This is a genomic window from Trinickia symbiotica, from assembly GCF_002934455.1.
Classification (GTDB): Bacteria; Pseudomonadota; Gammaproteobacteria; order Burkholderiales; family Burkholderiaceae; genus Trinickia; species Trinickia symbiotica.
In genome coordinates, this window is sequence record NZ_PTIR01000014.1 from 60,969 (window position 1) to 86,121 (window position 25,153).

The 25,153-nt window shown below is 64.1% G+C and carries 22 protein-coding genes; 15 read left to right on the forward strand and 7 right to left on the reverse strand.

Features of this window, described 5'->3' with window-relative positions:
- The first annotated feature begins 38 nt into the window (after window positions 1-38).
- From B0G57_RS19665 to B0G57_RS19680, 4 genes are all read left to right on the forward strand, one after another.
- The gene (locus B0G57_RS19665; RefSeq protein WP_020566099.1) at window positions 39-590 is read left to right on the forward strand and encodes an LPS-assembly lipoprotein LptE; all 552 of its coding nucleotides are present in this window, start codon (window positions 39-41) and stop codon (window positions 588-590) included.
- 51 nt (window positions 591-641) lie between these two features.
- Window positions 642-1,733 carry a DNA polymerase III subunit delta gene (gene holA / locus B0G57_RS19670; protein WP_018439902.1) on the forward strand — a complete coding sequence of 364 codons (1,092 nt, stop codon included), beginning with the start codon at window positions 642-644 and terminating at the stop codon, window positions 1,731-1,733.
- Window positions 1,734-1,840: 107 nt separating this feature from the next.
- Entirely contained in the window at window positions 1,841-3,127 is a 1,287-nt protein-coding gene (locus B0G57_RS19675) for a glutamate-5-semialdehyde dehydrogenase (protein ID WP_018439903.1), read from the forward strand.
- Between the two features lie 87 nt (window positions 3,128-3,214).
- Window positions 3,215-3,631 (forward strand): CopD family protein, encoded by a 417-nt coding sequence (locus B0G57_RS19680; protein ID WP_018439904.1) that lies wholly within the window; start codon window positions 3,215-3,217, stop codon window positions 3,629-3,631.
- A 21-nt stretch (window positions 3,632-3,652) separates the two neighbouring features.
- Here B0G57_RS19680 and B0G57_RS19685 read toward each other — a convergent pair whose 3' ends face one another.
- Entirely contained in the window at window positions 3,653-4,495 is an 843-nt protein-coding gene (locus B0G57_RS19685) for a MurR/RpiR family transcriptional regulator (RefSeq protein ID WP_018439905.1), read from the reverse strand.
- 307 nt (window positions 4,496-4,802) lie between these two features.
- Between B0G57_RS19685 and edd the strand changes: the two genes are divergently transcribed.
- The 4 genes from edd to B0G57_RS19705 all read left to right on the forward strand — a co-directional run bounded on the left by edd (window position 4,803) and on the right by B0G57_RS19705 (window position 9,577).
- A complete protein-coding gene (gene edd / locus B0G57_RS19690) occupies window positions 4,803-6,668 on the forward strand; it encodes a phosphogluconate dehydratase (RefSeq protein ID WP_018439906.1) in 1,866 nt (621 codons plus the stop codon).
- A 17-nt stretch (window positions 6,669-6,685) separates the two neighbouring features.
- The gene (gene eda / locus B0G57_RS19695; protein WP_018439907.1) at window positions 6,686-7,321 is read left to right on the forward strand and encodes a bifunctional 4-hydroxy-2-oxoglutarate aldolase/2-dehydro-3-deoxy-phosphogluconate aldolase; all 636 of its coding nucleotides are present in this window, start codon (window positions 6,686-6,688) and stop codon (window positions 7,319-7,321) included.
- Window positions 7,322-7,623: 302 nt separating this feature from the next.
- Entirely contained in the window at window positions 7,624-9,045 is a 1,422-nt protein-coding gene (locus tag B0G57_RS19700; RefSeq protein ID WP_018439908.1) for a GntT/GntP/DsdX family permease, read from the forward strand.
- A 19-nt stretch (window positions 9,046-9,064) separates the two neighbouring features.
- Window positions 9,065-9,577 (forward strand): gluconokinase, encoded by a 513-nt coding sequence (locus B0G57_RS19705; protein WP_018439909.1) that lies wholly within the window; start codon window positions 9,065-9,067, stop codon window positions 9,575-9,577.
- Between the two features lie 63 nt (window positions 9,578-9,640).
- Here the strand turns inward: B0G57_RS19705 and B0G57_RS19710 are convergent, their stop codons facing one another.
- Together B0G57_RS19710 and B0G57_RS19715 are read right to left on the reverse strand one after the other, a co-directional pair.
- Window positions 9,641-12,349 (reverse strand): bifunctional diguanylate cyclase/phosphodiesterase, encoded by a 2,709-nt coding sequence (locus tag B0G57_RS19710; RefSeq protein ID WP_018439910.1) that lies wholly within the window; start codon window positions 12,347-12,349, stop codon window positions 9,641-9,643.
- On the reverse strand, window positions 12,346-13,140 hold the full coding sequence (locus B0G57_RS19715) for a substrate-binding periplasmic protein (RefSeq protein WP_018439911.1): 795 nt from the start codon (window positions 13,138-13,140) through the stop codon (window positions 12,346-12,348). Before B0G57_RS19715 ends, B0G57_RS19710 begins: the two co-directional genes overlap by 4 nt.
- 516 nt (window positions 13,141-13,656) lie before the next feature.
- Between B0G57_RS19715 and B0G57_RS19720 the strand changes: the two genes are divergently transcribed.
- On the forward strand, window positions 13,657-14,307 hold the full coding sequence (locus B0G57_RS19720) for a cytochrome b/b6 domain-containing protein (protein ID WP_018439913.1): 651 nt from the start codon (window positions 13,657-13,659) through the stop codon (window positions 14,305-14,307).
- Window positions 14,308-14,322: 15 nt separating this feature from the next.
- On the opposite strand, the gene B0G57_RS19725 is transcribed toward B0G57_RS19720, so the two are convergent.
- The 3 genes from B0G57_RS19725 to B0G57_RS19735 form a co-directional block, all read right to left on the reverse strand.
- Window positions 14,323-14,787, reverse strand: a complete 465-nt coding sequence (locus tag B0G57_RS19725) for a CHRD domain-containing protein (protein WP_018439914.1) — start codon at window positions 14,785-14,787, stop codon at window positions 14,323-14,325.
- Between the two features lie 194 nt (window positions 14,788-14,981).
- On the reverse strand, window positions 14,982-16,370 hold the full coding sequence (gene purB, locus B0G57_RS19730) for an adenylosuccinate lyase (protein WP_018439915.1): 1,389 nt from the start codon (window positions 16,368-16,370) through the stop codon (window positions 14,982-14,984).
- Between the two features lie 176 nt (window positions 16,371-16,546).
- Window positions 16,547-17,953: an MFS transporter gene (locus B0G57_RS19735; protein ID WP_018439916.1), complete on the reverse strand. Its 1,407-nt coding sequence runs from the start codon at window positions 17,951-17,953 to the stop codon at window positions 16,547-16,549.
- A gap of 432 nt (window positions 17,954-18,385) precedes the next feature.
- Here B0G57_RS19735 and B0G57_RS19745 point away from each other — a divergent pair, with 432 nt between their 5' ends.
- From B0G57_RS19745 to B0G57_RS19770, 6 genes are all read left to right on the forward strand, one after another.
- On the forward strand, window positions 18,386-19,363 hold the full coding sequence (locus B0G57_RS19745) for a LysR family transcriptional regulator (RefSeq protein ID WP_018439918.1): 978 nt from the start codon (window positions 18,386-18,388) through the stop codon (window positions 19,361-19,363).
- Window positions 19,364-19,469: 106 nt separating this feature from the next.
- Window positions 19,470-20,774, forward strand: coding sequence for a Glu/Leu/Phe/Val family dehydrogenase (locus B0G57_RS19750; RefSeq protein WP_020566103.1), 1,305 nt, complete (start codon window positions 19,470-19,472; stop codon window positions 20,772-20,774).
- Between the two features lie 243 nt (window positions 20,775-21,017).
- On the forward strand, window positions 21,018-21,914 hold the full coding sequence (locus B0G57_RS19755; RefSeq protein WP_018439920.1) for a glutamate/aspartate ABC transporter substrate-binding protein: 897 nt from the start codon (window positions 21,018-21,020) through the stop codon (window positions 21,912-21,914).
- Between the two features lie 101 nt (window positions 21,915-22,015).
- Entirely contained in the window at window positions 22,016-22,756 is a 741-nt protein-coding gene (locus B0G57_RS19760; RefSeq protein ID WP_018439921.1) for an amino acid ABC transporter permease, read from the forward strand.
- On the forward strand, window positions 22,756-23,433 hold the full coding sequence (gltK, locus tag B0G57_RS19765) for a glutamate/aspartate ABC transporter permease GltK (RefSeq protein ID WP_018439922.1): 678 nt from the start codon (window positions 22,756-22,758) through the stop codon (window positions 23,431-23,433). Before B0G57_RS19760 ends, gltK begins: the two co-directional genes overlap by 1 nt.
- Window positions 23,430-24,155 carry an amino acid ABC transporter ATP-binding protein gene (locus tag B0G57_RS19770; protein ID WP_018439923.1) on the forward strand — a complete coding sequence of 242 codons (726 nt, stop codon included), beginning with the start codon at window positions 23,430-23,432 and terminating at the stop codon, window positions 24,153-24,155. Before gltK ends, B0G57_RS19770 begins: the two co-directional genes overlap by 4 nt.
- Window positions 24,156-24,189: 34 nt before the next feature.
- Here the strand turns inward: B0G57_RS19770 and B0G57_RS19775 are convergent, their stop codons facing one another.
- Complete coding sequence (locus tag B0G57_RS19775; RefSeq protein WP_018439924.1) at window positions 24,190-25,107, reverse strand: class II glutamine amidotransferase; 918 nt, start codon at window positions 25,105-25,107, stop codon at window positions 24,190-24,192.
- Window positions 25,108-25,153 lie beyond the last annotated feature (46 nt).

The following is a 25,153-nucleotide window of genomic DNA, read 5'->3' on the forward strand; positions in this document are numbered from 1 at the left end:
ATGAGGCCTCGCAGCGATAGAACAGGGGAACCTACAACGTGATTCGCCGATCGTTTCTTGCCCTCGCTTGCGGCGCGATGATGCTGAGCGCGTGCGGCTTTCAACTGCGCGGACAGCAGGACTACGCGTTCAAGCGGCTCGCGATCGTCGGCGCGCCGGCACCGGTCGCCGCGCGTCTCGCCCGCATGGTGCAAGGCGGCAGCGATACGGTCATCGTCAAGTCGACGGCCGATGCCGACGCGATCCTGAGCGTCAGCGAGGGTCGCGGCCAGTCGATATTGACGCTGAGCTCGCTCGGCATCGCGGAAGAGTATCAGCTCAACTACTCGCTCAGCTATACGCTGACAGGCGTCGACGGCACGGTGCTGATTCCGCCGAGCGTCATTGCGCTCAACCGCGCGATGACCTATAGCACCCAGTACACGCTCGCGAAGTCGCAGGAATCGGAGCTGCTCTACGCGGACATGCAAAACGACGCCGTCGATCAGCTCACTCGGCGTCTCGCGGCCGTGCACTCGCTGCATCCCGGACCGGGCCAGCAAGTGCCGGGTGTGGCGCCGCGCGCGCCGCTGCCGCCGCCGCCGCTCTGACGGCCGGCCGCCGCGTCCGCCTTCATCCGCCGGCACTCGTATCGGATTCGCATGCAACTGCGACTCGACGCGCTCGAAGCGCATCTCGCCAAGGGGCTCGGAAGCCTCTACGTCGTCTACGGCGACGAGCATCTGCTCGTTCAGGAAGCCTGCGACCGTATTCGCGCGGCGGCGCGCGCGGCCGGCTTCACGGAACGTTCGGTGTTCACGGTCGAGCGCAGCTTCGACTGGAGCGCACTGATCGGCGCGAGCCAATCGATGTCGCTGTTCGGCGAGCGGCAACTGATCGAGCTGCGGATCCCGTCGGGCAAGCCGGGCAAGGACGGCGCCGATGCGCTGAAGGCGCTGGCGTCGGCCGGCAACCCCGATCTGCTGATGCTCGTCACGCTGCCGCGCCTGGATGCGGCGACGCAAAAAGCCGCATGGTTTGCCGCGCTCACCGATGCCGGTGTGGCGTTGCGCATCGATCCCATCGAGCGCGCGCAATTGCCGAACTGGGTGGCGCAGCGGCTCGCCCAACAGGGGCAGCGCGTCGCGGCGGGCGAGGAGGGGCGGCGCGCGCTGCAATTCATCGCGGAGCGCGTCGAGGGCAATTTGCTCGCGGCGCACCAGGAAATCCAGAAGCTCGGGCTGCTCTATCCGGCCGGCACACTGACGTTCGACGCGGTGCACGACGCCGTACTCAACGTGGCGCGCTACGACGTGTTCAAGCTCAACGAGGCGATGCTCGCGGGCGACGTCGCCCGGCTCGCGCGCATGATCGACGGATTGAAGGGCGAAGGCGAGGCGGCTGTCCTCGTGCTCTGGGCGTTGTCCGAAGAGGTGCGCACGCTGCTCCGGATCAAGCGCGGGATTGCGGCCGGCAAGCCGCTCGCCGTGCTCTTGCGTGAGAACCGCGTCTGGGGGCCACGCGAGCGGCTCGTCGGGCCGGCGCTGGCGCGCTTGACCGAGGCTCGGCTCGAAGAGGGGCTGGCGCTCGCCGCCGCCCTCGACAGGCAGGTGAAGGGGCTCACAGGCAGTGTGCCGGGCGCACGCCGCCGCGAGCCGTTGCCCCCCGATCCATGGGACGGCCTCTTCGAGCTCGCGGCGCTCGTCGCGGCGCCGGAAAAGCGTCGAGGCGCCGATTCGCGGGCTGCGACCTAAGCACGCCGGCCCACGCTCGATTGCGCGGGTTCCGCTTACAATCGGTGAATCCCCGTTTGCAGGCATGGCGCTTCGACGTCGGCGCGCCATTCGCTATGAGAATGATTATGAACATCGACGACTACATGAGCGGCGTCGGCCGCAGGGCCCGCCAGGCTTCCCGCGCGATGGCACGTGCCACGACGGCGGCGAAGAACGACGCCCTCGAATCGATCGCGCGCGCGATCGAACGCGAGGCCGCCGCGCTGAAAGAAGCCAATGCGCGGGACGTGGCCAGTGCGCGCGAAAAAGGATTCGACGCGGCGTTCGTCGACCGCCTCACGCTTTCTGACAAGGCGCTATCGACGATGGTGGAGGGGCTGCGCCAAGTGGCGGCGTTGCCCGATCCGATCGGTGAGATCGACGGTCTCAAGTACCGCCCGAGCGGCATTCAGGTGGGACGCATGCGTGTGCCGCTCGGCGTGGTCGGGATCATCTACGAGTCGCGCCCGAACGTCACGATCGACGCGGCCGCGCTTTGCCTGAAGTCGGGCAATGCGACGATCCTGCGCGGCGGCTCCGAGGCGCTCGCGTCGAATACGGCGCTCGCGGCGCTGATAGGTGAGGGGCTCGCGGCGGCCGGCTTGCCGCGCGATGCCGTGCAGGTCGTCGAGACGGCCGATCGGGCTGCCGTCGGCAAGCTGATCACGATGACCGAGTATGTCGACGTGATCGTGCCGCGCGGCGGCAAGAGCCTCATCGCACGGCTGATCGAGGAAGCGCGCGTGCCGATGATCAAGCATCTCGATGGCATTTGCCACGTCTATGTCGACGACCGCGCCGACGTGGCGAAGGCGCTCGCCGTCTGCGACAACGCGAAGACGCAGCGCTACGGCACCTGCAACACGATGGAGACGCTGCTCGTGGGGCGCGGCATCGCGCGTGCCGTTCTGCCGCCGCTAGCGCGCCTCTATCGCGACAAAGGCGTCGAACTGCGCGTCGATGCGGCGTCGCGCGCCGTGCTCGAGACGGCGTGCGGGGGCGACACGCCCGCGCTCGGGCTCGTCGATGCGACGGAAGAAGACTGGCGCACCGAATATCTGGCGCCCATCCTGTCCATCAAGGTCGTCGACGGCATCGATGCCGCGATCGAGCACATCAACACATACGGCTCGGCTCATACCGATGCGATCGTCACCGAAGATCACGATCGCGCGATGCGGTTTTTGCGCGAGGTCGATTCGGCGAGCGTGATGGTGAATGCGTCGACGCGCTTCGCGGACGGCTTCGAATACGGGCTCGGCGCCGAGATCGGCATTTCGAACGACAAGCTGCACGCGCGCGGCCCGGTCGGGCTCGAGGGCCTCACGTCGCTGAAGTACGTCGTGCTGGGGCACGGCGAGGGGCGCCAGTAACAGGTTTTAAACAAATCGCCGATGCTATGGAATGTCGTACTGCGGCACGGCGAGGGGCGCCAGTAACAAGTTTCGAATAAATCGCCAATGCTCTGGATCAAGACGTTTCATATCGTGCTCGTGGCCGCCTGGTTCGCCGGGCTTTTCTATCTTCCGCGCATCTTCGTCAATCTCGCGATGGAAACCGAGCCGGCGGCCGTGAAGCGTCTGCTCGTGATGGCGCGCAAGCTGTTTCGTTTCATGACCTTCATCGCCGTGCCGGCGCTCGCGTGCGGGCTCTGGCTCTGGCTCGTGATCGGCATTGGCGCGGGGCAGGGCTGGATCCACGCGAAGGTGGGCGTCGTCGTGCTGCTCGTCCTCTATCACTTCTACTGCGGGCGTTTGCTCGCCACGTTCGAACGCGGCGAAAACCGCCGCTCGCACCGCTGGTATCGGTTATTCAACGAACTGCCCGTGCTCGGCCTGCTCGCCGCGGTTGCGCTCGTCGTCTTGAAGCCGTTCTGAGCGCGACGTTCCGCGCGCGTCCTATCCACTCCCGTCGATGCGGCGACGCGTGATCGTCGCCTTCGCGCGCCCGAGCTTATCGGCAAGCTCGGGTCCGCGCCGCAGCGCGACGCCGACGGCGAGAATGTCCCCGATCGCAAGATGCGACATGCGCGAGGTCATCGGCGAAAACACATCGGTTTCCTCGGTGACGTTCGCGATGAGGCTCACCGTCGCGATCTGCGCGAGCGGGGAGTTGCCATGCGTGATCGCAACGACCTTCGCGCCGCAATCGAGCGCCGATTGCGCCGCATCCACGATATCGCGTGTGCGGCCCGTGTTCGAGATCGCCACGACGACATCGCCTGCCGAGAGCAGCGCGGCCGACATCGAGTACGTGTGCGGATCCGCGTAGGCGACGCTTGGAATGCCGAGGCGGAAGAATTTGTGCTGAATGTCCTGCGCGGCGATGCCCGAGCCGCCGGCGCCATAGAACTCGATGCGCGAGGCCTCGGCGAGCAGATCGATCGCCTTCGCGATGCTCGCCGCCGACAAGCTGTTGCGCACCTCGATGAGCGCCCCGATGGTCCGATCGAATACCTTGGCCACGACGCCCGGTGCCGGCTCGTCGGGTCGTACGTCGCGATAGACGGACGGCAGGCCCTGCGCGATGCTTTGTGCGAGCCTGATCTTGAATTCGCGGAATCCTCCGCAGCCGAGCGCGTGGCAGAAGCGCGCGATCGTCGGCTGGCTGACACCGACGCGCTCGGCCAGCTCGGTCATGGCGAGATCGAGTACCTCGCGCGGGGTATCGAGGATGTAATCGGCGAGTTTGCGTTCCGACGGGCGCAGCTGCGCGCGCATCGTTTCGATTCGGGCAAGCATGGCGAAGGGCACGCGTTGTGCGCAATGGATCGATCGTCGGAACAGTATCGCTGCTCGCGTGTAGAAAATCTACACAATTTCGCTACGGCCTGTTTTAGCTAGTTGCTTAAACCGTACAGAGCAGGAAGGCGGGTTCATCGGCATTGGGTGTGCTGCCCATTGCTGTGATGTAGTTTTTCTACTAAACTTCGTGCGCTCAGTAGGCCTTGCTGTTCTGTCCGGTGGCTGCCGTCACCGCGTCGTTGCGATCGAAAGCGAGCCAAGATTGCGGTGCTCGCCGTTTTTCAAAGCAAAGGAGCGTTCTCCCATGGCTTCGCTGCATCCCACGCTGATCGAAGTGACCGAGCGCATCATCGCGCGCAGCAAGCCGACGCGGTCGGCGTATCTCGCGCGCATCGACGCGGCCCAGGGACAGTTCCCGGCGCGCGGCACGCTTTCGTGCGCGAACCTTGCGCACGGCTTCGCCGGGCTGGAAGGCAACGACAAGCTCGCCATCAAGGCCATGCGCGTGCCGAACGTCGGAATCGTCTCGTCCTACAACGAGATGCTCTCCGCGCACGCGCCCTATAAGGACTTCCCGGACATCATCAAGCTCGCCGCGCGCGAGGCCGGCGGTGTCGCGCAGTTCGCGGGCGGCGTGCCGGCCATGTGCGACGGCATCACGCAGGGCAATCCGGGCATGGAGCTGTCGCTCTTCTCGCGCGAAGTCATCGCGATGGCGACGGCGGTCGCCTTGACCCACAACATGTTCGACGCCGCACTGTGCCTCGGCATCTGCGACAAGATCGTGCCGGGTCTTCTGATCGGCGCGCTGCAGTTCGGTCATCTGCCCACGATCTTCGTGCCGGCCGGACCGATGACGAGCGGCCTGTCGAACGACGACAAGGCGAAGATCCGCCAGCAGTTCGCGACGGGGCAAGTCGGCCGCGATGCGTTGCTCGAAGCCGAGTCGGCCGCCTACCATGGGCATGGGACGTGCACGTTCTACGGCACCGCGAACAGCAACCAGATGCTGATGGAAGTGATGGGGCTGCATTTGCCCGGGGCCGCGTTCGTGCATCCTCACACGCCGCTGCGCGATGCGTTGACAGCCGAAGCCGCGCGGCGGGTGCTCGATCTCACCGTCGAGCGCGGCAATTACACGCCGATCGGCCACGTGATCGACGAGAAGGCGATCGCGAACGGCATCGTCGCGCTGCTCGCCACAGGCGGCTCGACGAACCATACGCTGCATCTCGTCGCGATCGCCCGCGCGGCGGGCATCGTCATCGACTGGGACGACTTCGACAAGCTTTCGGCGGTCGTCCCACTGCTCGCGAAGATCTACCCGAACGGCAAGGCGGACGTGAATCACTACCATGCGGCGGGCGGCATGGCGTTCCTCGTCCGCAACCTGCTGGAGGGAGGACTGCTTCACGAAGACGTGAAGACGGTCGCCGGCAACGGCTTGTCGCGCTATACGCAGGAGCCGCGGCTCGTGGACGGCGCGCTCACGTGGGTGCAAGGCGTCGACGTGAGCGGCGATACCAAGGTTCTGCGGCCGATCGGCGATCCCTTTCAGCCCGACGGCGGCTTGCGACTCATGCAAGGCAAGCTCGGTCGAGGCGTCATCAAGATTTCGGCCGTCGCGCGCGAGCATCGCGCGGTGCGCGCCCCGGCCATCGTCTTCGATTCGCAAGAAGCGGTGCAGGAAGCGTTCGACAACGGAGAGCTCAAGCGCGATTTCGTCGCCGTCGTCCGCTTCCAAGGCGCCCGAGCCAATGGCATGCCGGAGCTGCATCGTCTCACGCCGCTGCTGGGCGTGCTGCAGGATCAAGGGTTCAGGGTCGCGCTCGTCACCGACGGGCGCATGTCCGGTGCGTCAGGCAAGGTGCCGGCCGTCATCCACGTGTCGCCGGAGGTGATACAAGGCGGCCCCCTCGGCAAGCTGCGCACGGGCGACACGGTCGTCATCGATGCCGAGCGCGGCGTGCTCGATGTCGAGATCGACGCAGCAACATGGGCCGCGCGCGAAGTCGAAGCACCGAAGCATCAGGCCGAGAACGAGGTCGGCTTCGGGCGCGAGTTGTTCGGCGTCTTCCGCGCCGCTGCGATGCCGGCGGAGATGGGCGCCTCGGTGTTCGGGCCGCTCGTTGGCGAGACGGTCGAACCAAGCGTTCACGCGACGCGCTAAATAAGGAGGAGTCCTCTATGAACAAGATCGAAGACATCGTCCGCTTGGGCCCGGTCATTCCGGTGCTCGCGTTCGATTCGGTCGAGCAGGGGGAGCACGTATCGCGCGCGCTCCACGCAGGCGGCGTCAAAGTGCTGGAAATCACGCTGCGTACGCCGGCCGGTTTGCAGGCGATCGAGCGGGCGAGCCAGCTCGCGCCCGATATCGTCGTCGGCGTCGGCACGATCACCAAACCCGAGCACTGTGCGCTCGCGAAAAAAGCAGGCGCGCGATTCGGCGTGTCGCCCGGGCTCACGAAAGACATGCACAAGGCGGCCGAGGACGCAGGGCTGCCGCTGCTACCGGGCGTCATGACGCCGACGGATATTCTCGTCGCGCTCGAGCTTGGCTATGAGATCGTCAAGTTCTTTCCCGCGCAACAGGCTGGCGGCATCGCGATGCTGCAGGCGTTCCACGGGCCCTTCCCGATGCTGAAGTTCTGCCCGACCGGCGGCATCACGGCTGAAACCGCGCCGACGTTCCTGGCGTTGCCGAACGTCGTTTGCGTCGGCGGTTCGTGGCTCACCCCGAAGGCCGCCCTGGCGGCACAGAACTGGGACGAGGTCACGCGTCTCGCACGCGGCGCTTCGGAGCTCGCCGCGCATCAGCACTGATTCGCGCACCACCTCATCAGCAAGTCACCGCAAATAAAGTCAAGCACGAGGCGCATCGCATTCGCGGTGCGCCCGGCGGCGCTCGCGCACGCGCTCGATAGCGCTGGTCGAACTCACCGTTGGCTCTCGCATCGCCCCCGGCAAATAGTGCTGATGTCGAGGGTTTTCCTTGATGGAACCGGTTCTATCCATGAATGCCGAGCCCGCCTACAATGCAGCGTCGGCGCGGTCCCCGATTTCGGCACTGCTTTGCGCCGGTCGTACAACAAGTCGAATGGATATCCACACCAAGGAGGTGTTTCATGGAATCGGTCCAAGGCGGCCTATTGCTTCTCTACGCGGTGATCGCCATCGCACTTTTGATTCTGCTGATCACGCGCTACAAGCTGTACCCGTTCCTGGTCTTGATTCTCGTCTCGCTCGGGCTCGGCATGGCCGCCGGCATGCCGATGGACAAGATCGTAAAGTCATTCGAGAACGGCAACGGCGGCACGCTCGGTCATATTGCAATCGTCGTCGGGCTCGGGACGATGCTCGGCAAGATGATGGCTGAATCGGGCGGCGCGGAGCGCATTGCCACCACGCTGATCGACTGGTTCGGAGAGAAGAATATTCACTGGGCGATGATGTTCGTCGCCGTCATCGTCGGTTTGCCCGTCTTCTTCGAAGTCGGCTTCGTGCTGCTGATTCCGATCGCTTTCAACGTCGCCAAGCGCACGGGCAAGTCGCTGCTCTTGATCGGTCTGCCGATGGTGGCCGGCCTCTCCGTCGTGCACGGCCTCATTCCGCCGCACCCGGCCGCGCTGCTGGCCGTGCAGGCGTACGGTGCCGACATCGGCAAGACCGTGGCGTATGGGATCATCGTCGGCGTGCCGACGGCGCTCGTCGCGGGGCCGATCTTCGCACTGCTCGTGTACCGACAAATCAAGCTGCCCGCCGTCAATCCGCTCGCCGCGCAGTTCGTCCAGGGCAACGGCAACGATCGCGGCAACCCGGGCGGTGCGGTCGGCGCGCAGCTCGCGTCCGGCGCGAATCCCGGCGCCGGCCGCCGCGAACTGCCGAGCTTCGGCATCACGCTCTTCACGATCCTCTTGCCGGTGCTGCTGATGCTGGTGGGCAGCTGGGCCGATCTCTTCTTTGCGCCGAAATCCGTTCCCAACAATCTGCTTCGTTTCATCGGCAATGCCGACGTCGCATTGCTGATCGCCGTGCTCGTGAGCTTCTGGACGTTCGGCGCGCAACGCGGCTTTACGCGTGAGCAGATCCAGAAGTTCTGCGGGGACTGCCTCGCGCCGATCGCCGGCATCACGCTGATCGTAGGCGCGGGCGGCGGCTTCGGCGGCGTATTACGCGACAGCGGGATTTCTCAGCAAATCGTCGCCGTCGCCACGCATGCGCAGCTTTCGCCGTTGCTCTTCGGCTGGTTCGTCGCGGCCCTGATTCGCCTCGCGACGGGGTCGGCAACGGTCGCGATGACGACGGCCTGCGGCATCGTCGCGCCGATCGCGTCGGCGGGCACGATTCATGTTCGGCCCGAACTGCTCGTGCTCGCAACCGGCTCCGGCTCGCTGATCTTCTCGCACGTGAACGACGGCGGCTTCTGGCTGATCAAAGAATATTTCGGAATGACGGTCGGTCAAACGTTCAAGACCTGGTCGCTTTGCGAGACGATCATCTCGCTGCTCGGCCTCGGATTGACGTTTGCGCTGGCGGCGGTCCTTTGAGGAAGCAAACGGAGGAAAGATGATTTTTATCGTGATGGGCGTATCCGGTGCGGGCAAGACGAGGGTCGGCGAGCTGCTGGCCGAACGCCTGTCATGCAGCTTCACCGATGGCGATGCCTACCATAGCGCCGCGAATAAGGAAAAAATGGCGCACGGCATCCCGTTGACCGACGACGACCGCTGGCCGTGGCTCGCGGCAATTCGCGCAGCGATCGAAGCGAAGGTGCGCGCGGGCGAGACGGCCGTGTTCGGCTGCTCGTCGCTCAAGCGCGTCTATCGCGACGTGCTGCGCGGCGGCGCGCCCGCGGACGCCGATGTGTGTTTCGTTTATTTGAAGGGGTCGTTCGAGGTGCTGCACGAGCGGCTTGGCTCGCGCACCGGGCATTTTTTCGATCCCTCGCTGCTGCGCAGCCAGCTTGACACGCTCGAGGAGCCCGGCGAGGACGAGGCGATGACGGTCAGCATCGAGCACACGCCCGAGGCGATCGTCGACGAGGTCGTCGCGCGGATCGCGCGGGAACGGCTACGCTGATCGGCGCGTGCGTTTGCGTTTGCGTGTGCCTGTGCGCGGGCTCGGATTCCATAGGCGTGCGCACTATCCGTTTCGGCTCGCGAACGCCTCGAACTCGGCTACAGGCACCGGACGGCAGAAGAAGTAGCCTTGCCATGCATGGCATCCCGCCCGCTCAAGGAAGTCTCGCTGCGCTTCGTTCTCCACGCCCTCGGCAATGACGTCGAGGCCGAGGCTCTGAGCGAGCGCCACGATGGTCCTGGCGATGACGGCATCGTTGGGATCGATGAGGATGTCGCGCACGAAGGAGCGATCGATCTTCAGTTCGTCGAGCGGCAACTGCTTTAGATACGAAAGCGACGAGTAGCCGATGCCGAAATCGTCGAGCGAGAAAGAGACGCCGACGGCTTTCAACGCGGCCATCTTGTCGATGATGTCCTGCACGTTGTCCACTACCACGCTTTCGGTCAGCTCGAGCTTGAGCCGGTTCGGATCGGCTCCCGTGCGCCCGATGATCGAGAGGACGTCGCCAACGAAGCCTGGCTGACGGAACTGCTGCGCACTGACATTGACGGCGAGCGTGAGATGCGCGAGTTCCGGTTCGCCCGACCATCGCGCGAGCCTCGCGCAGGCGTCTTCGAGCACCTTGTAGCCTAGCGGTAGCACCAACCCCGATTCTTCCGCGAGCGTGATGAACTCGGCCGGCGCCACGATGCCGCGTTCGGGATGCTGCCAGCGCACGAGCGCCTCGGCTCCCGTCACGCGATTGCCGGCGCCCACCTGCGCCTGATAGTGGAGCAGGAACTGCGCTTCGTCGATGCCGCGGCGCAGCGCGGCCTCCATTGCCACGCGCTCGACGACGACCGTTTGCATCGTCGGATCGAAAAAGCACATCGCGTTGCGGCCGCGCTCTTTCGACTTATACATCGCGAGGTCCGCCTGCTTGAGCAGTTCCTCGATAGTGGCCTGGTGCCCGCGAAACATCGTGGCGCCGATGCTTGCCGTGCTGCGATGATCGGCGCCTTCGAGCTGATAGGGTTTGCCGAGCATCGCGAGTATCTTTTCGCCGATTGCCTCGATCTGGCTCGCCGCGTCCTGTTCGTTCGTGCTCAAGCTGCCGAGCACCAGCACGAACTCGTCGCCGCCCACGCGCGCGACGGTATCGCCTTCGCGGACGCAGGCCAGAAGACGTTGCGCCGTCTGCTGCAGCAGCATGTCGCCTTTGTCGTGACCGAGGGTGTCGTTGAGCGTCTTGAAGTTGTCAAGGTCGATGAAAAGCAGGCCGCCGCAGGTTTCGTTCTGCGCGCTGACGGCGATCGCTTGCCGCAGGCGGTCCCATAGCAGTCGGCGATTCGGCAATCGCGTGAGCGCGTCGAAGAAGGCGAGCTCCTTGATGCGCTCCTCGGCGATCTTGCGCTCGGTAATGTCGTTGTGCGTGCCGACGTAGTGCGTCACATTGCCGTCGTCGCCCCTCACCGCGGTGATCGTCAGCCACTTCGGGTAGATCTCGCCGTTCTTGCGGCGATCCCAGATTTCCCCCTGCCAGCCGCCGGTGCGATGGATCGTGTCCCACATGTCGCGATAGAAGGCCTTGTCGTGACGGTCGGATTGCAAGATGCTCGGCATCTTGCCGACCAATTCTTCGGCCCTGTAGCCGGTGCACGCGGTGAAGGCCGAGTTGACGCGCAAAATCCTGCCGCTCGCGTCGGTGACCATCATCCCCTCCATCGACTCGAACGCGACCGCGGAGATGCGCAGCTCCTTCGTCATGGCCGAAGCGAGCCTCATGGCTCGGTTGCGGCCTGTTCCCATCACCCACGCCAGCAGGGCGAGCAGCAAGCTCAGGCCCGTGCCCGTGACGAGAATCAGCGTCTGGGAATCGCGTTCGAACCGGTTCTGGAAGCCGTCGAGCGCAACCATCGAGAGCACCCATTCGTGTCCGCCCACGACGAGGTACTCATTCGACGAAAGGCCCTGGGCCAGCGGTCGCTTGTTGACGTTCGGCGAGCGATAGAGCAGCGCCGCGTCGGTCGGCTCGACACCGTCGTAGATGGTGAGCGAGAGGCCGGGCGAAAGCTGGCCGTAGAGGCTGGCGATGACATCGCGCATCCGGAACGACGCATAGACCCACCCGATGAGCCCAGCCCGGCGCTGCTCGATGGTATCGAGCGGCACGCCTTGGGCATACACCGGGAGGTAGATTACGAAGCCCGGCTGCGTCTCGTCGCCCTCATCGACGGCGAGCTGCACCTTGCCGGACACGACCGCAAGACTCGAATCGCGCGACTTCTCCAGGGCGAGCCGCCGTGCGGAAACCGCCCATGCGTCGAAACCGAGCACTCGGCGCCGTCGGTCCGTTGGCGGCTCGCGCTGCACGATCGGCGCATAGCTTTCGCGAGTGCCGGCCGGAACGATCGTGTATTCGCGGTCGACGGTCTCGCGCATCATTTCAATGTGGGCGGCCTTGCCGGCCGCGGGGACCCATTGCACCAGCCCGAGCGCTTGGATGCCGGAGAAGTTCGCATCCGAGCTGACCGAGTTCACGTAGTCATGGAACCGCGCCCGGTCCATCGTCCCGGTGGCGACAAATAGCGCCTGGACGCCGCGCAGCAACTGCTCGTAAGCGGCCATCCTTTGCTCGATGCGGCCGACGGCGTCGCCGAGCTCGAAGTTGAACTGAGCAAGCAGTTCATGGCGGGACGCCTGGCGCTCATGGTTCCACACGGCCCACGTGATGCCGAGGCCGGCCAGCAGAATCACGAGGGGTAGGAGAACGAGGCGTGCCCGGATCACGGCGGGGACTTGAAGTCGACCATGGTATCGGCCAGGTCGCGTTTGAAATACTTTTCGAAGATGCGGCGAACCGTGCCGTCCGCTCGCATCTCGTTGACGAGCGCCCGCCACTTCTCGCGCTCCTCGGGGGGCAATGCCTTCTTCGACATGATGAGACCGTGCGGCACCGACGGATCGTTGAATTCGACGATCGTCGTGATGTCGCGGATCTTCTTATCGTCGATCGCCGGGTAATCGAACGGCTCGATGATCATGCCTTGAATATGATCGAGGACGAGCGCTTCGTAGAGCGGCTCGAGACCGCCTGCCTGGCTGACCCGGTTGGCGGCGGCGAGCGAATCGACAAGCCGGTTCGCCGATTCGCTGTAGCGGAAGCTCCGAATGACGCCGAGTCGGAATTCATCGTTGTGCTCGAAGTCCGACAATTGCCGGATGCCCGCGTCCTTGCGCACCAGCAGATAGTATTTGTTGCTGAAGTACCAGGCGAAGTCGGCGTAACGGACGCGCTCTTCGTTGGCGATGCCCGAGAGGCTGAAATCGAGCGCGCCCGATTCGATCAGATTCCAGATCCGCGCGCGCGACATGAGGCTGACGCGGATCTGGCAACCGCTGCGGCGGGTCAGTTCTTCGGCGAAATCCTTGTCGATGCCTGTATCGGTATCGAGCGAATAGAGCAGGCCATGATCATGCAGCGCGAGCGTGAAAGGCCTGGAGCAGTCCGGGCCGCCTGCGAGCGCGTTGCCGAGGCTGCCCAGCACGAGAAGCAGGGCGACGAGTGCTTGTCGAATCACGAGGTCTCCAGCGAAGAAAGGTTGACTTGTCCAGGGTTTCTTATTGGCTGTCGGCGACGTTTGATGACTGCACGCGCAATCGTTGCTTCATTCGGTCGCGTCCTCGCCACCGCGAAGCATCGCCCGAAATAGCTCCAGACATAATATCGGCTTTCGATGACGGATCTTGAGGGTTGCTACAAGCGTATCGTCGGCCGCGCAAGCCAATTTCGCTTGGAGCGAAGTGCCTAGTACTTCGTCGCACTTTCCAAAGCGACGCATATCCGTTGCGGTCAGCTCGCGCACTTCTCCGCTCTTGTCAGTCAATGGTTTGCCCCTTCGGCATATCAACTCCCATTTAACGGTGTACAAACGTTCGATGCTATTGCGCGCAAGCAATCTGGTAGTGCGACGCTTGTCGACATTCCGACGCCGCGAGGGAAGACGACGTTTCGGGATACCATTTGGCGTGTTCCTGCTTAGGACACCGCGACTATGAACAATAAACATGTCGATTCGGCAGCGCCAGGAGCAAATATGCGCCCCGTCCTCATCTGGGACGTGCCGACGCGGCTCTTTCATTGGCTCATCGTCGTGCTCGTCACGGCCGCCTATGTGACCGAACGGCTCAACTGGATGGATTGGCACGCCTGGATCGGTGAAGCGGTGCTTGCGCTGGTGCTGTTTCGCATCCTTTGGGGCTGCTTCGGCAGCGATACGGCAAGGTTTCGCCGTTTTCTCGCGTCGCCCGCCGCGGCCCTGCATCACTTGCGGCGAATGTTATGGCGCGAGCCCGACTTGCAGATCGGGCATAACCCGGCAGGCGGCTGGATGGTGGTGCTGTTGCTCGCCTTGCTGCTGGGCGAGACGTTGACAGGTCTTTACACGAACAACGATGTGGCCGACGAGGGGCCGTTCACGCCCTGGGTGCCGGCGTGGATCGCCAATGCGATCACCGATTTACACACATGGTTGTGGGACGCACTAGTTGCCGCCGTGGCGATGCATCTGCTGGCTATTGCCGTCTATGCCGCGGCGAAGGGTCACAACTTGCTATGGCCGATGCTGAGCGGCCGCAAATCGATGCCAACGGAAGTATGCGAGCCCCGGCTGGGGTCGATGGGGCTCGCGTTGCTGCTGTTCGCTGCCGCGAGTGCCGCGGCAGCCGTACTCGCGAAGTATCTCTGAAGCTTGCTGCGAGAGTTATTGCTTGGGCGGCATCACTTGACCGCGAATCTCGCCGTCCGGATGCTCCTTCGTGTGCACGTTGATATAGAGCTCGCCTGCCATAAGCTCCTTCGCTTGTTCCTCGGATAAGGTCGCCTTGCCCTCGATGGGGCCCGTGATCGGCGTGCTCGTCGAGCCCTTCTTCGAAAGCCATACGACTGGGGGCGCATTCTTCCCCTCCGTCGCCGGGCCGTGGAAGTGCGCCATGGTCGCGGGGCCCGAGAGGTCGTGGGTCGTAATGTCCCACGTCACGACCCGCGTATCGGGATCGTAGGTCAGCTTCGCGTCACCCGTTGCCTTCGTCTGTACCGGGGGCACCTGCTCCGAACCGTTGAGCGGCACGGAAAAAGACATGGGCGCGGCCTGCGCGACGACTGCCGCGCTCGCGCAAGCGATACCGGCAAGCGTCACGGCGGCTCGCCGCAATCTGGAAATGCTCATCTGCCATCACTCCTATCGGGAATCCTCAGTCGAGAGACGATGATCCGATGTCGTCGAACGAGGATCGGCATTGAAGCCAGGTTCTTCTTCGGACGCGGTGAATAGCGGCTTTTTGCTCCCTCCAGCCGCGAAGGCATTGTAAGCCGAGTCGCTCGGATCTGCCCGCCAAGCCACAGCGGGCTGAGCCAGGGCCGTCAGCCGATTCGCTTGGCGAGCTCGACGGCCTTTCCGATGTAGGACCCGGGCGTCATCGCCAGCAGGCGCGCCTTCGCATCGTCGGGAATCGCAAGCGCCGTGATGAACTGCCACAGGGCTTCGCGCGTAATCCCCTTGCCGCGCGTGAGCTCCTTCAGCTGCTCGTAAGGGTTTTCGATGCCATAGCGCCGCATGACCGTTTGCACGGGCTCGGCGAGTACCTCCCAACATCCGTCGAGATCCTCGTCGAGACGCTGCGGGTTGACCTCGAGCTTGTCGAGGCCGCGGATCAGCGCGTCGTAGGCGAGCAGCGAGTAGCCGAGCGCTACGCCCATGTTGCGCAGGACCGTCGAATCGGTGAGGTCGCGCTGCCAGCGCGAGACGGGGAGCTTGTCGGCGAGATGGCGCAGCGTCGCGTTCGCGAGCCCGAGGTTGCCTTCGGAGTTCTCGAAATCGATCGGGTTGACCTTGTGCGGCATCGTCGACGAGCCGATCTCGCCAGCTTTCGTCTTCTGCTTGAAATACCCGAGCGAGATGTAGCCCCAGACGTCGCGGTCCAGATCGAGCAGGATCGTGTTCGCCCGCGCGACGGCATCGAAGAGCTCCGCCATGTAATCGTGCGGCTCGATCTGAATCGTGTAGGGGTTGAACGCCAGCTTCAGGCGATTTTCGACGACGTTGCGCGAGAACGCCTCCCAATCGAAGTCGGGGTAGGCGGACAGATGGGCGTTGTAGTTGCCGACGGCGCCGTTCATCTTGCCGAGAATTTGCACGGCGGCGATGCGCTCGATCGCGCGCGCAAGGCGCGCGGCGACGTTGGCGATTTCCTTGCCTAGCGTCGTCGGGCTCGCCGGCTGGCCATGCGTGCGCGAGAGCATCGGCTGCTCGGCGTGCGTGCGCGCGAGCGCGACGAGCCGCGCATGGACGGAGCGCAGCGCGGGCAGGATGACATGCTCGCGCGCGCCGGCCAGCATGAGACCGTGCGAAGTATTGTTGATGTCCTCGGACGTGCAGGCGAAATGGATGAATTCGCTCGCGCGCTCGAGCTCGGGCTGGCCCTTCACCGATTCCTTGAGCCAGTACTCGACGGCCTTCACGTCGTGGTTCGTCACGCGCTCGATTTCCTTGATGCGCGCGGCGTCATGGGCGGAAAAGCGCTCGACGAGCTCGAGCAAAAACCGTTCGCATTCCCCGGAGAACCTTGGGACCTCGGCGAAGCCGGCCTGCGAGAGCGCGATGAGCCAATGAACTTCGACCGTCACGCGATGACGCATGAACGCGGCTTCGGAAAGCCAGTCGCGCAGTGCTTCGGTTTTGGCCGCGTAGCGGCCGTCGAGCGGGGAGAGGGCGGTGAGCGTGAAAAGGGTATCGGCGCGGGTATCGGACATGATGAGGCGGTCGGGCGCCCGAATGCGCCCGTTCGGAAGCGGAAGGGAACCGCGAATTTTACCACCTTCGGGTCGCCAGCCGCCCAGGCTGGCCGCGCCCAGCTAAGCGAGCGGCGCCAGCCGTCAGACCGGACATTCCTTGTCGCGGCGAGAGCGCCGCGGCGCTCGCTCGCGTGTCACTTCCCTGCCGAAGCAGTTTGACCGATGCTGGCGCTCGCAGGCATCGACGCATTGGCCGCGATGGCGGCCGGCGCGGCCCAGACGAGCCACTGCCCGCGCAGCGCGACGAGGATGCCGCAAGCGCATGCCGCGAGCGCGCCGAAGGTCGCGAAGCCCATCTGGTAGCTGCCCGTGCTTTCCTTCGCGATGCCCATTACGACGGGAAGGTAGAAGCCGCCAATGCCGCCCGCCGCCCCGACGACGCCCGAAAGCAAACCCGTCTTGCCTTTCCAGCGATGCGGCACGAGCTGGAACGTCGAGCCGTTGCCGAGCCCGAATGCGATGTAGAGGAGCACGAGCAGCGCGATGCCGCCGCCGAGCGGGGGCATCCACGCGGCGAACGCGAAATCGGCGATGGAGATGACGGCGAGCAGCAGCATCAGCGCACGCACGCCCGTGACACGGTCGGCGACATAGCCGCCCATCGGGCGCACGATCGCGCCGAGAAACGCGAGCAGCGACATGAAGAGGCCGGCTTCGAGCTTCGGCATCTGATAGAGGTTCGTGAGCAGCAGCGTGACATACGAGGACATCCCGACGAACCCACCGAAGGTGATGCTGTAGATGAGCATCATGACCCAGGTGTCGCGCTCGGCGAGGACAGCCCGATAGCGGGCGGGCAAAAGCGCGATGGCGCCGGCCGCGCCGAACACGGGCAAGAGCAGTACGCCGGTTTTGCCCGAGCCGAAGACGCCGGCCTTGACCGCGAGCACCAGTGCCACGAGCCCGGCGAGCACCGCCGCGAAGCTCGCCGCCGCGCGCGGCAGGCTCCCTGACTTTTCGGCGCGATCGTCGGCCCAGGCAAAGAGGGCGAGGCCGGCGATCGCCAGAAGCGGCAGTGCCGCAGCGGTCGCGAATTGCCAGCCGAGCGCGGCGGCGACATGCGGAAAGAGGAAGCCGTCGAGCACGGCGCCGATGTTGCCGGCCGCGGCAAGCCCCAGCACGAGGCCCTGCACCTTCGGCGGATAGCTGCTGCCCGCCATCGGCAGCGCCACGGCGAAGCTCGCGCCGCCGACCCCGAGAAAGACGCCGAGCACGAGCAGCAGCGAGTACGACGGCGTCGCGGGCCAGAATGGCAGGATGATGGTCGGCAGCGCCGACAGCAGCACGCCGATCAACGCGACGCGCCGGCCATCGGCCGACTGATAGAGATTGCCGAGCGCGACGCGCAGAATAGCGGCCGCGAGCACGGGCACCGCGACGAGGAAGCCTTGCTGCGCCGCCGACATCGCCACGTCCTTGCCGATGAACGGCGCAAGCGGGCCGTAGAGGACCCAGACGGTGAAGCCCGTATCGAAATAGAGAAAGCAGGCGAGAAGCGAACGCCAGTTGCCGCTCCGTAGCGCGTGTTGCAGGTTCTTCATGACATCCTCACGTCGGGTGATCGAAGGTGAAACGCGCACTTTGTCTTTTTGCAATGCAGCGCGGCCGCATCGAAACGCAAGGGCCATGCCATCGTCCGGCGCACGGGGCTTCCCGGCCATCGGTTGTTGCTTTTGGCGGCGCGGGTGTCAGTCAGATGAAAGCCGAATCCAGCATTGCAGGCTGCTTGTCGGGGATGGCCGTTTCGATCTCGGGCGAACGGCGGCAACGAGGGGCGGGAACGGCCTTCGTTCGACTTGCGCACCAGCGGTGCGCGGGCGGCACTGCGCGCGTGCTCCGCGCGCTCGGTAATGGTGCGTTGCGGAAGTTCGATGCGCGTCCCCGAGGCGTCGGAAGGCGGCATGCGCGACAATGGCGTCCGACCTTCTCCGAGGAGACTCGAACATGATGGACACGGGTAGGCGAGACCGGACATGGAACTGAAGTGGCTGGAAGATTTCGTCTCGCTCGCGGAAACGCGCAGCTTCAGCCGCTCCGCCGAGCTTCGGCATGTGACTCAACCCGCTTTTTCACGGCGAATCCAGGCACTCGAAGCGTGGCTCGGCACCGAGCTCATCGATCGCTCGGTCTATCCGACGCGCTTGACCAATGCCGGGGAAGTCTTCTACGAGCAGGCGCTCGCGATGCTCTCGCAAGTGCACGAGGCGCGGGTGTTGTTGCGCGGCCATATCGGCGCGCCGGCCACGACGATCGAATTCGCCGTCCCCCACACGCTTTCGCTCACCTATTTCCCAAAATGGCTGCAGCGAATCGAGGCACAGATGGGGCCCATTCATACGCGGCTGCGGGCGCTCAACGTTCACGACGCCGTGCTTTCGCTCGTCGAGGGCGGGTGCGATCTCGTGATGGGCTATCACCATCCGAGCCATCCGGTCGCGCTCGATCCGGGTCACTACGACATGCTCACGCTCGGCTTCGAGCCGATCAGCCCGTTCTCGGCGCCGTCGCGCGCGGGGCGCCCGCGCTTTCAACTGCCGGGCACGGCCGATGCGCCGGTTCCGTATCTCTCGTACACGCCGAATGCGTACCTGGGCCGGATGACCGAAGTCATCATCGCGAAAGCGCCGGAGCGGCTCTACCTCGACCGCGTCTATGAAACCGACATGGCCGAGGCGCTCAAGGCGATGGCGCTCGCGGGCCACGGCGTCGCGTTTCTGCCGCACAGCGCGGTGGAGGACGCGGTCGCGGCAGGCGCGCTGATCCGGCTCGATCGCCCGACGCGCGGCACGGCCGCGGACCGTTTCACGCTGACGATGGAGATTCGCCTCTATCGCGACAAGCTTGCCGCCGCCGCCGACGATCGACGTCAGCGGCTCGTGCAGCGTCTATGGCAGGTTGTCGCCGACGAGCTCGGCATGAACGGAAAGAGCGAGACCGATGAGATTGGCTGAAAAGCCGTGTCATGCAAATTTTGCATAAGAGGATGACCAATCGGCATTGGATTTCAAAAACCGCTTTTCCCACAATGGCGCACATTCTCTGACCGCTGGAGTGTCCATGTCTTCGCAATTGTCGTCCGCGCCGTTGGCGCAATCGATTCCCTCCTACCTGCATGCCGACGATCTCGGTCCCTGGGGCAACTATCTGCGCCAGGTCGATCGCGTCGCTCCTTATCTCGGTTCGGCCTCGCGCTGGATCGAGACGTTGAAGCGCCCGAAGCGGATCCTCATCGTCGACGTGCCCATCGAGCTCGACGACGGCACAGTCGCTCATTTCGAGGGATATCGCGTGCAGCACAACGTCTCGCGCGGCCCCGGCAAGGGCGGCGTGCGCTACCACCAGGACGTGACGCTCTCGGAAGTGATGGCGCTCTCGGCCTGGATGTCAGTCAAGAACGCAGCCGTGAACGTGCCGTACGGCGGTGCCAAGGGCGGCATTCGCGTCGATCCGCGCAAGCTCTCGCGCGGTGAGCTCGAGCGCGTGACGCGCCGTTACACGAGCGAGATCGGCATCATCATCGGACCGAACACCGACATCCCCGCGCCCGACGTCAACACGAACGAACAGATCATGGCGTGGATGATGGACACGTATTCGATGAACCAGGGCCAGACGGCTACGGGCGTCGTGACGGGCAAGCCGATCTCGCTCGGCGGCTCGCTCGGGCGTCGCGAGGCCACGGGCCGAGGCGTGTTCGTCGTCGGCACGGAGGCGGCCCGCCGCAAGGGACTCGAGATCGAAGGTGCGCGTGTCGCCGTTCAGGGCTTCGGCAACGTCGGCGGCATCGCCGCACGGCTCTTCCAGGAAGCCGGCGCGAAAGTGATCGCGGTGCAGGACCACACGGGCTCGATCTGCCGGTCGAGCGGCATCGATACGGCGGCACTGCTCGACCATGTCGCGAAGACGGGCGGTGTCGGCGGCTTCGCCGGCGCGGACCCGCTTGGCAACGACGAATTCTGGACGATCGAAAGCGACATCCTGATTCCGGCCGCGCTCGAAAACCAGATCACCGAGAAGAACGCCTCGAAGATCAAGACGAAGATCATCGTCGAAGGCGCGAACGGCCCGACGACGACGGCGGCCGACGACATCCTGCACGACAACGGTGTGCTCGTCGTGCCCGATGTGGTCGCGAACGCCGGCGGCGTGACGGTCTCATACTTCGAATGGGTGCAGGACTTCTCGAGCTTCTTCTGGACCGAAGACGAGATCAATCAGCGCCTGGAGCGCGTGATGCGCGAAGCGTTCAACGCCGTCTGGCAGGTGGCGGGCGACAACGACGTCTCCATGCGCACGGCCGCGTTCATCGTTGCCTGCAAACGCATCCTGATGGCGCGCGAGATGCGCGGGCTCTACCCCTGAGCCTCGTTTGCGCGAGTCGACGCGCCCGTGCTGCGGGCGTCGCTTCGATAAAACAATCCTCGTGATGGCGCTCGAGCATCGTGCATAACACGGTGCGCCGGGCGCCGGGTGCGGGCGGCATCGACCATGCCGCCCGCTTTCCGTTTGCGGGCGCACATCGCGAGTGAACTCGATGCTTTCAACAGCATTACTTTGCGCTACACTGGCGCGGGGCTTTGCGAAGGTTAAAGAAGGAGATCGCAAATGAAGTTCAAGATGAGCATGCTGGTTGCGCTATGCGCCGGTGCCGTGATGGCGGGCAGCGCGTTCGCGCAGGATTCGGGCACGTTGAAGAAGATCAAGGATACGGGCGTCATCGCGCTCGGGCATCGCGAATCCTCGATTCCGTTTTCGTACTACGACGAGAAGCAGCAGGTGATCGGCTACTCGCGCGACTTCCAAATGAAGATCGTCGACGCGGTGAAGAAGAAGCTCAATATGCCGAACCTGCAGGTGAAGAACATTCCCGTCACCTCGCAAAATCGCATTCCGCTCGTGCAGAACGGCACGGTCGACATCGAATGCGGATCGACGACGAACAATGCCGAGCGTCAGCAGCAAGCGGACTTCTCCGACACCATCTTCGTGATCGGCACGCGGCTGATGACGAAGAAAGACTCGGGCATCAAGGATTTCCCCGACCTGAAAGGCAAGACCGTCGTCACGACGGCCGGCACGACATCCGAGCGTCTCTTGCGCAAGATGAATCAGGACAAGAACATGGGGATGAACATCATCAGCGCGAAAGATCACGGCGAGTCGTTCCATACGCTCGAGACGGGGCGCGCAGTCGCGTTCATGATGGATGACGCATTGCTCGCGGGCGAGCGCGCGAAATCGAGAACGCCTGACGATTTCGTGATCGTCGGCACGCCGCAGTCGCGCGAGGCGTACGGCTGCATGATGCGCAAGGGCGATACCGAGTTCAAGAAGGTTGTCGACGATGCGATAGCAAAGGTGGAGACGTCGGGCGAGGCCGATCAGTTGTACAAGAAGTGGTTCGAATCGCCGATTCCGCCGAAGGGGCTCAACCTCAAATTCCCCGAAAGCGACGACATGAAGGCCCTCTTCAAGAACCCGAACGACAAGGCGATCGACTGAGCGCCGGCGTCGTCGGCGGGTTTCTCGCTACGTTATTGAAAGATTGAATCGGACGGAAGGAGCGCAGCGCTTCTTCCGTTCTTTTCGTTGGAGTCTCTGACATGTCGTATCACTGGAATTGGGCGGTCCTGCTGCAGCCCGTCTCCACCGGCGAGCCCACGACATACCTGGGCTGGCTGCTTTCGGGCATGTGGATGACGGTATCGGTCTCGCTTTGCGCGTGGGTGATCGCGCTCATCGTCGGATCGTTCTTCGGCGTGCTGCGCACGACGCCGAGCCGCATTCTGACCGGTATCGGCACCGTCTATGTCTCGGTGTTCCGCAACATTCCGCTCATCGTGCAGTTCTTCGTCTGGTACTTCGTCGTGCCGGAACTGCTCCCGGTATCGATCGGGACCGCGTTCAAGCAATCGCCGCCCGGCGTGCAGTTCTTCACGTCGTCGGTGGTCTGCCTCGGCCTCTTCACGGCCGCGCGCGTTTGCGAGCAAGTGCGCTCGGGCATCGAGGCATTGCCGCGCGGACAGCGCGCCGCCGGCCTCGCGCTCGGCTTCACGCAGTGGCAGACCTATCGGCACGTGCTGCTGCCCGTTGCCTACCGCATCATCGTGCCGCCGCTCACGTCCGAGTTTCTCAACATCTTCAAGAACTCGGCCGTCGCCTCGACGATCGGCCTGCTCGAACTCTCCGCGCAGGCACGGCAACTCGTCGACTATACGGCGCAGGCCTACGAATCGTTCATCGCCGTGACGGTTGCCTACCTGATCATCAATCTCGTCGTGATGGCGTTCATGCGCTGGGTCGAGAGCAAAACGCGTCTGCCCGGCTATATCGGAGGCAAGTGATGCACCAATTCGATTGGACGAGTATCCCCGGCGCACTGCCGGCGCTCGCGTCGGGTGCTGTCGTCACGCTCGAAATCACGGTCATCGCGATCGTCGTGGGCATCGTCTGGGGGACGATGCTCGCGCTGATGCGTCTTTCCGGCGTTGGTCCGCTCGCGTGGTTCGCGCAGGGCTATGTCACGACCTTCCGTTCGATCCCGCTCGTCATGGTGCTGTTGTGGTTCTTCCTGATCGTGCCGCAACTGCTACAGAACGTGCTCGGGCTGTCGCCGAACATCGACATTCGCCTGGCCTCGGCGATGGTCGCTTTTTCGCTCTTCGAGGCGGCCTATTACTCGGAGATCATTCGCGCGGGGATTCAGTCGGTATCGCGCGGGCAGGTCAACGCATCGTTCGCCCTCGGCATGACGTACTGGCAATCGATGCGCTACATCATCCTGCCGCAGGCGTTTCGCGCGATGGTTCCGCTGCTGTTGACGCAAGCCATCGTGCTGTTTCAGGACACGTCGCTCGTCTATGTGATCAGCCTCGCGGATTTCTTTCGCACGGCCACGAATATCGGCGATCGGGACGGCACCATGGTCGAGATGATACTGTTTGCGGGCGCCTGCTATTTTGTCGTGTGCGCGGTTGCCTCCGGCGTGGTCAAAGGGCTTCGGAAAAAGGTTGCAAGATGATTTCACTCAAGAACGTATCGAAGTGGTATGGGCAGTTCCAGGTGCTGACGGATTGCACGACAGAGGTCAACAAAGGCGAAGTCGTCGTCGTCTGCGGACCGTCCGGCTCGGGAAAGTCGACGCTCATCAAGACCGTGAACGGCCTGGAGCCGTTTCAGCAGGGCGATATCGTCGTCAACGGACAGTCGCTGAAGGACAGGAGCACGAACCTGTCGAAGCTGCGTGCGAAGGTCGGGATGGTGTTTCAGCACTTCGAGCTCTTTCCGCATCTGACGATCACCGAGAACCTGACGCTCGCGCAGCAGAAAGTGCTCGGCCGGTCGAAGGACGAGGCGACGACCAAGGGGATGAAGCTGCTCGATCGCGTCGGCTTGCGCGCTCACGCCGACAAGTACCCGGGCCAGCTTTCGGGCGGCCAGCAGCAGCGCGTCGCCATTGCGCGGGCCCTGTCGATGGATCCGGTCGCGATGCTGTTCGACGAGCCGACTTCAGCGCTCGATCCGGAGATGATCAACGAAGTGCTCGACGTGATGGTCGAACTCGCGAAGGAAGGCATGACGATGATGGTCGTCACGCACGAGATGGGCTTCGCGAAGAAAGTCGCGCACCGCGTGATCTTCATGGACCGCGGCGTCATCGTGGAGGATGATCAGAAAGATGCGTTCTTCGCCAATCCAAAATCGGATCGCGCGAAAGACTTCCTCGCGAAGATCCTGCACTGACGTCTAATCGTACTGGTTTCCGGCGTAGGCCGAATCACGATTCGTAGGCAGCGACGTCATCCGCTTCGGCGGCAAGATCTCCGGTTGCATCCGCCTTTGCGTTGCGCATCGAGGCGGAAGCGGTTTCGTCGCAGGCCGGGTTGCGCGCCTTCTCGAGCACGTGCGCGGGCACCGGGATATGCGTGCGCGCGGCGACGTCGCCGTTCTGGAACATCAGCAGATCGCCGGGCTCGAAGGCCATCCAGACCTCGTCGTCGGTGAGCGGCTGCGTCGCGATGACGGCCACTCGATCTTCAGGCGTCGTGTACTGCGCGAAGTCGATCGACATGTCCGCGTCGATCAGATGCGCGGTCGAGAACGGCCAGCGTCGCACAAGATAGTGCAAATGCGTCGAGCAATGCGCGAAGAGCGCCTGCCCGTTCGACATGAGGAAGTTGAAGACGCCGTAATTCGTGACGTCGCGCGTGAGTTCGGCGACCGCCGCGAAAAGATCGTGCAGCGGCGGCTGCGCGCAAGGGAACGCCTTCCGCAGGCCTTGCATGATCGCGCAGAACGCGAGCTCGCTATCGGTGGTGCCGACCGGCTGGCAAATGCCCGAGAGCGTCGGCCGGTAGTCCTTCAGGTCGCCGTTGTGGGCGAAGATCCAGTGCCGCCCCCACAGTTCGCGCATGAACGGATGGCAGTTCTCGAGCAGGATGTGACCTTGCGTCGCCTTGCGAATGTGCGCGATCGTGTTCTTCGACTTGATCGGATAGCGCTTGACCATCTCGGCGATCGGCGAGGTGGCCGACGATTGATGATCGATGAAGAGCCTGCAGGCTTTGTCTTCGAAGAAGGCGATGCCCCATCCGTCGGCGTGGTGATCGGTGACGCCGCCCCGCGCCGCGAAGCCGGTGAAGGAGAACGTGACGTCCGTCGGCGCGGCGCAGTTCATTCCGAGGAGTTGGCACATGGTGCTGAGGGGGGCGGGCCGCGACGGGGCTAACCCTTCGCCGAAC

Excerpts from the sequence above, each read along its gene's own strand:
- holA (WP_018439902.1), top strand. The coding sequence starts at position 642 with ATGCAACTGCGACTCGACGCGCTCGAAGCGCATCTCGCCAAGGGGCTC.
- B0G57_RS19675 (WP_018439903.1), top strand. The coding sequence starts at position 1,841 with ATGAACATCGACGACTACATGAGCGGCGTCGGCCGCAGGGCCCGCCAG.
- B0G57_RS19680 (WP_018439904.1), top strand. The coding sequence starts at position 3,215 with ATGCTCTGGATCAAGACGTTTCATATCGTGCTCGTGGCCGCCTGGTTC.
- B0G57_RS19685 (WP_018439905.1), bottom strand. The coding sequence starts at position 4,495 with ATGCTTGCCCGAATCGAAACGATGCGCGCGCAGCTGCGCCCGTCGGAA.
- edd (WP_018439906.1), top strand. The coding sequence starts at position 4,803 with ATGGCTTCGCTGCATCCCACGCTGATCGAAGTGACCGAGCGCATCATC.
- eda (WP_018439907.1), top strand. The coding sequence starts at position 6,686 with ATGAACAAGATCGAAGACATCGTCCGCTTGGGCCCGGTCATTCCGGTG.
- B0G57_RS19700 (WP_018439908.1), top strand. The coding sequence starts at position 7,624 with ATGGAATCGGTCCAAGGCGGCCTATTGCTTCTCTACGCGGTGATCGCC.
- B0G57_RS19705 (WP_018439909.1), top strand. The coding sequence starts at position 9,065 with ATGATTTTTATCGTGATGGGCGTATCCGGTGCGGGCAAGACGAGGGTC.
- B0G57_RS19720 (WP_018439913.1), top strand. The coding sequence starts at position 13,657 with ATGCGCCCCGTCCTCATCTGGGACGTGCCGACGCGGCTCTTTCATTGG.
- B0G57_RS19725 (WP_018439914.1), bottom strand. The coding sequence starts at position 14,787 with ATGAGCATTTCCAGATTGCGGCGAGCCGCCGTGACGCTTGCCGGTATC.
- purB (WP_018439915.1), bottom strand. The coding sequence starts at position 16,370 with ATGTCCGATACCCGCGCCGATACCCTTTTCACGCTCACCGCCCTCTCC.
- B0G57_RS19735 (WP_018439916.1), bottom strand. The coding sequence starts at position 17,953 with ATGAAGAACCTGCAACACGCGCTACGGAGCGGCAACTGGCGTTCGCTT.
- B0G57_RS19745 (WP_018439918.1), top strand. The coding sequence starts at position 18,386 with ATGGAACTGAAGTGGCTGGAAGATTTCGTCTCGCTCGCGGAAACGCGC.
- B0G57_RS19750 (WP_020566103.1), top strand. The coding sequence starts at position 19,470 with ATGTCTTCGCAATTGTCGTCCGCGCCGTTGGCGCAATCGATTCCCTCC.
- B0G57_RS19755 (WP_018439920.1), top strand. The coding sequence starts at position 21,018 with ATGAAGTTCAAGATGAGCATGCTGGTTGCGCTATGCGCCGGTGCCGTG.
- B0G57_RS19760 (WP_018439921.1), top strand. The coding sequence starts at position 22,016 with ATGTCGTATCACTGGAATTGGGCGGTCCTGCTGCAGCCCGTCTCCACC.
- gltK (WP_018439922.1), top strand. The coding sequence starts at position 22,756 with ATGCACCAATTCGATTGGACGAGTATCCCCGGCGCACTGCCGGCGCTC.
- B0G57_RS19770 (WP_018439923.1), top strand. The coding sequence starts at position 23,430 with ATGATTTCACTCAAGAACGTATCGAAGTGGTATGGGCAGTTCCAGGTG.
- B0G57_RS19775 (WP_018439924.1), bottom strand. The coding sequence starts at position 25,107 with ATGTGCCAACTCCTCGGAATGAACTGCGCCGCGCCGACGGACGTCACG.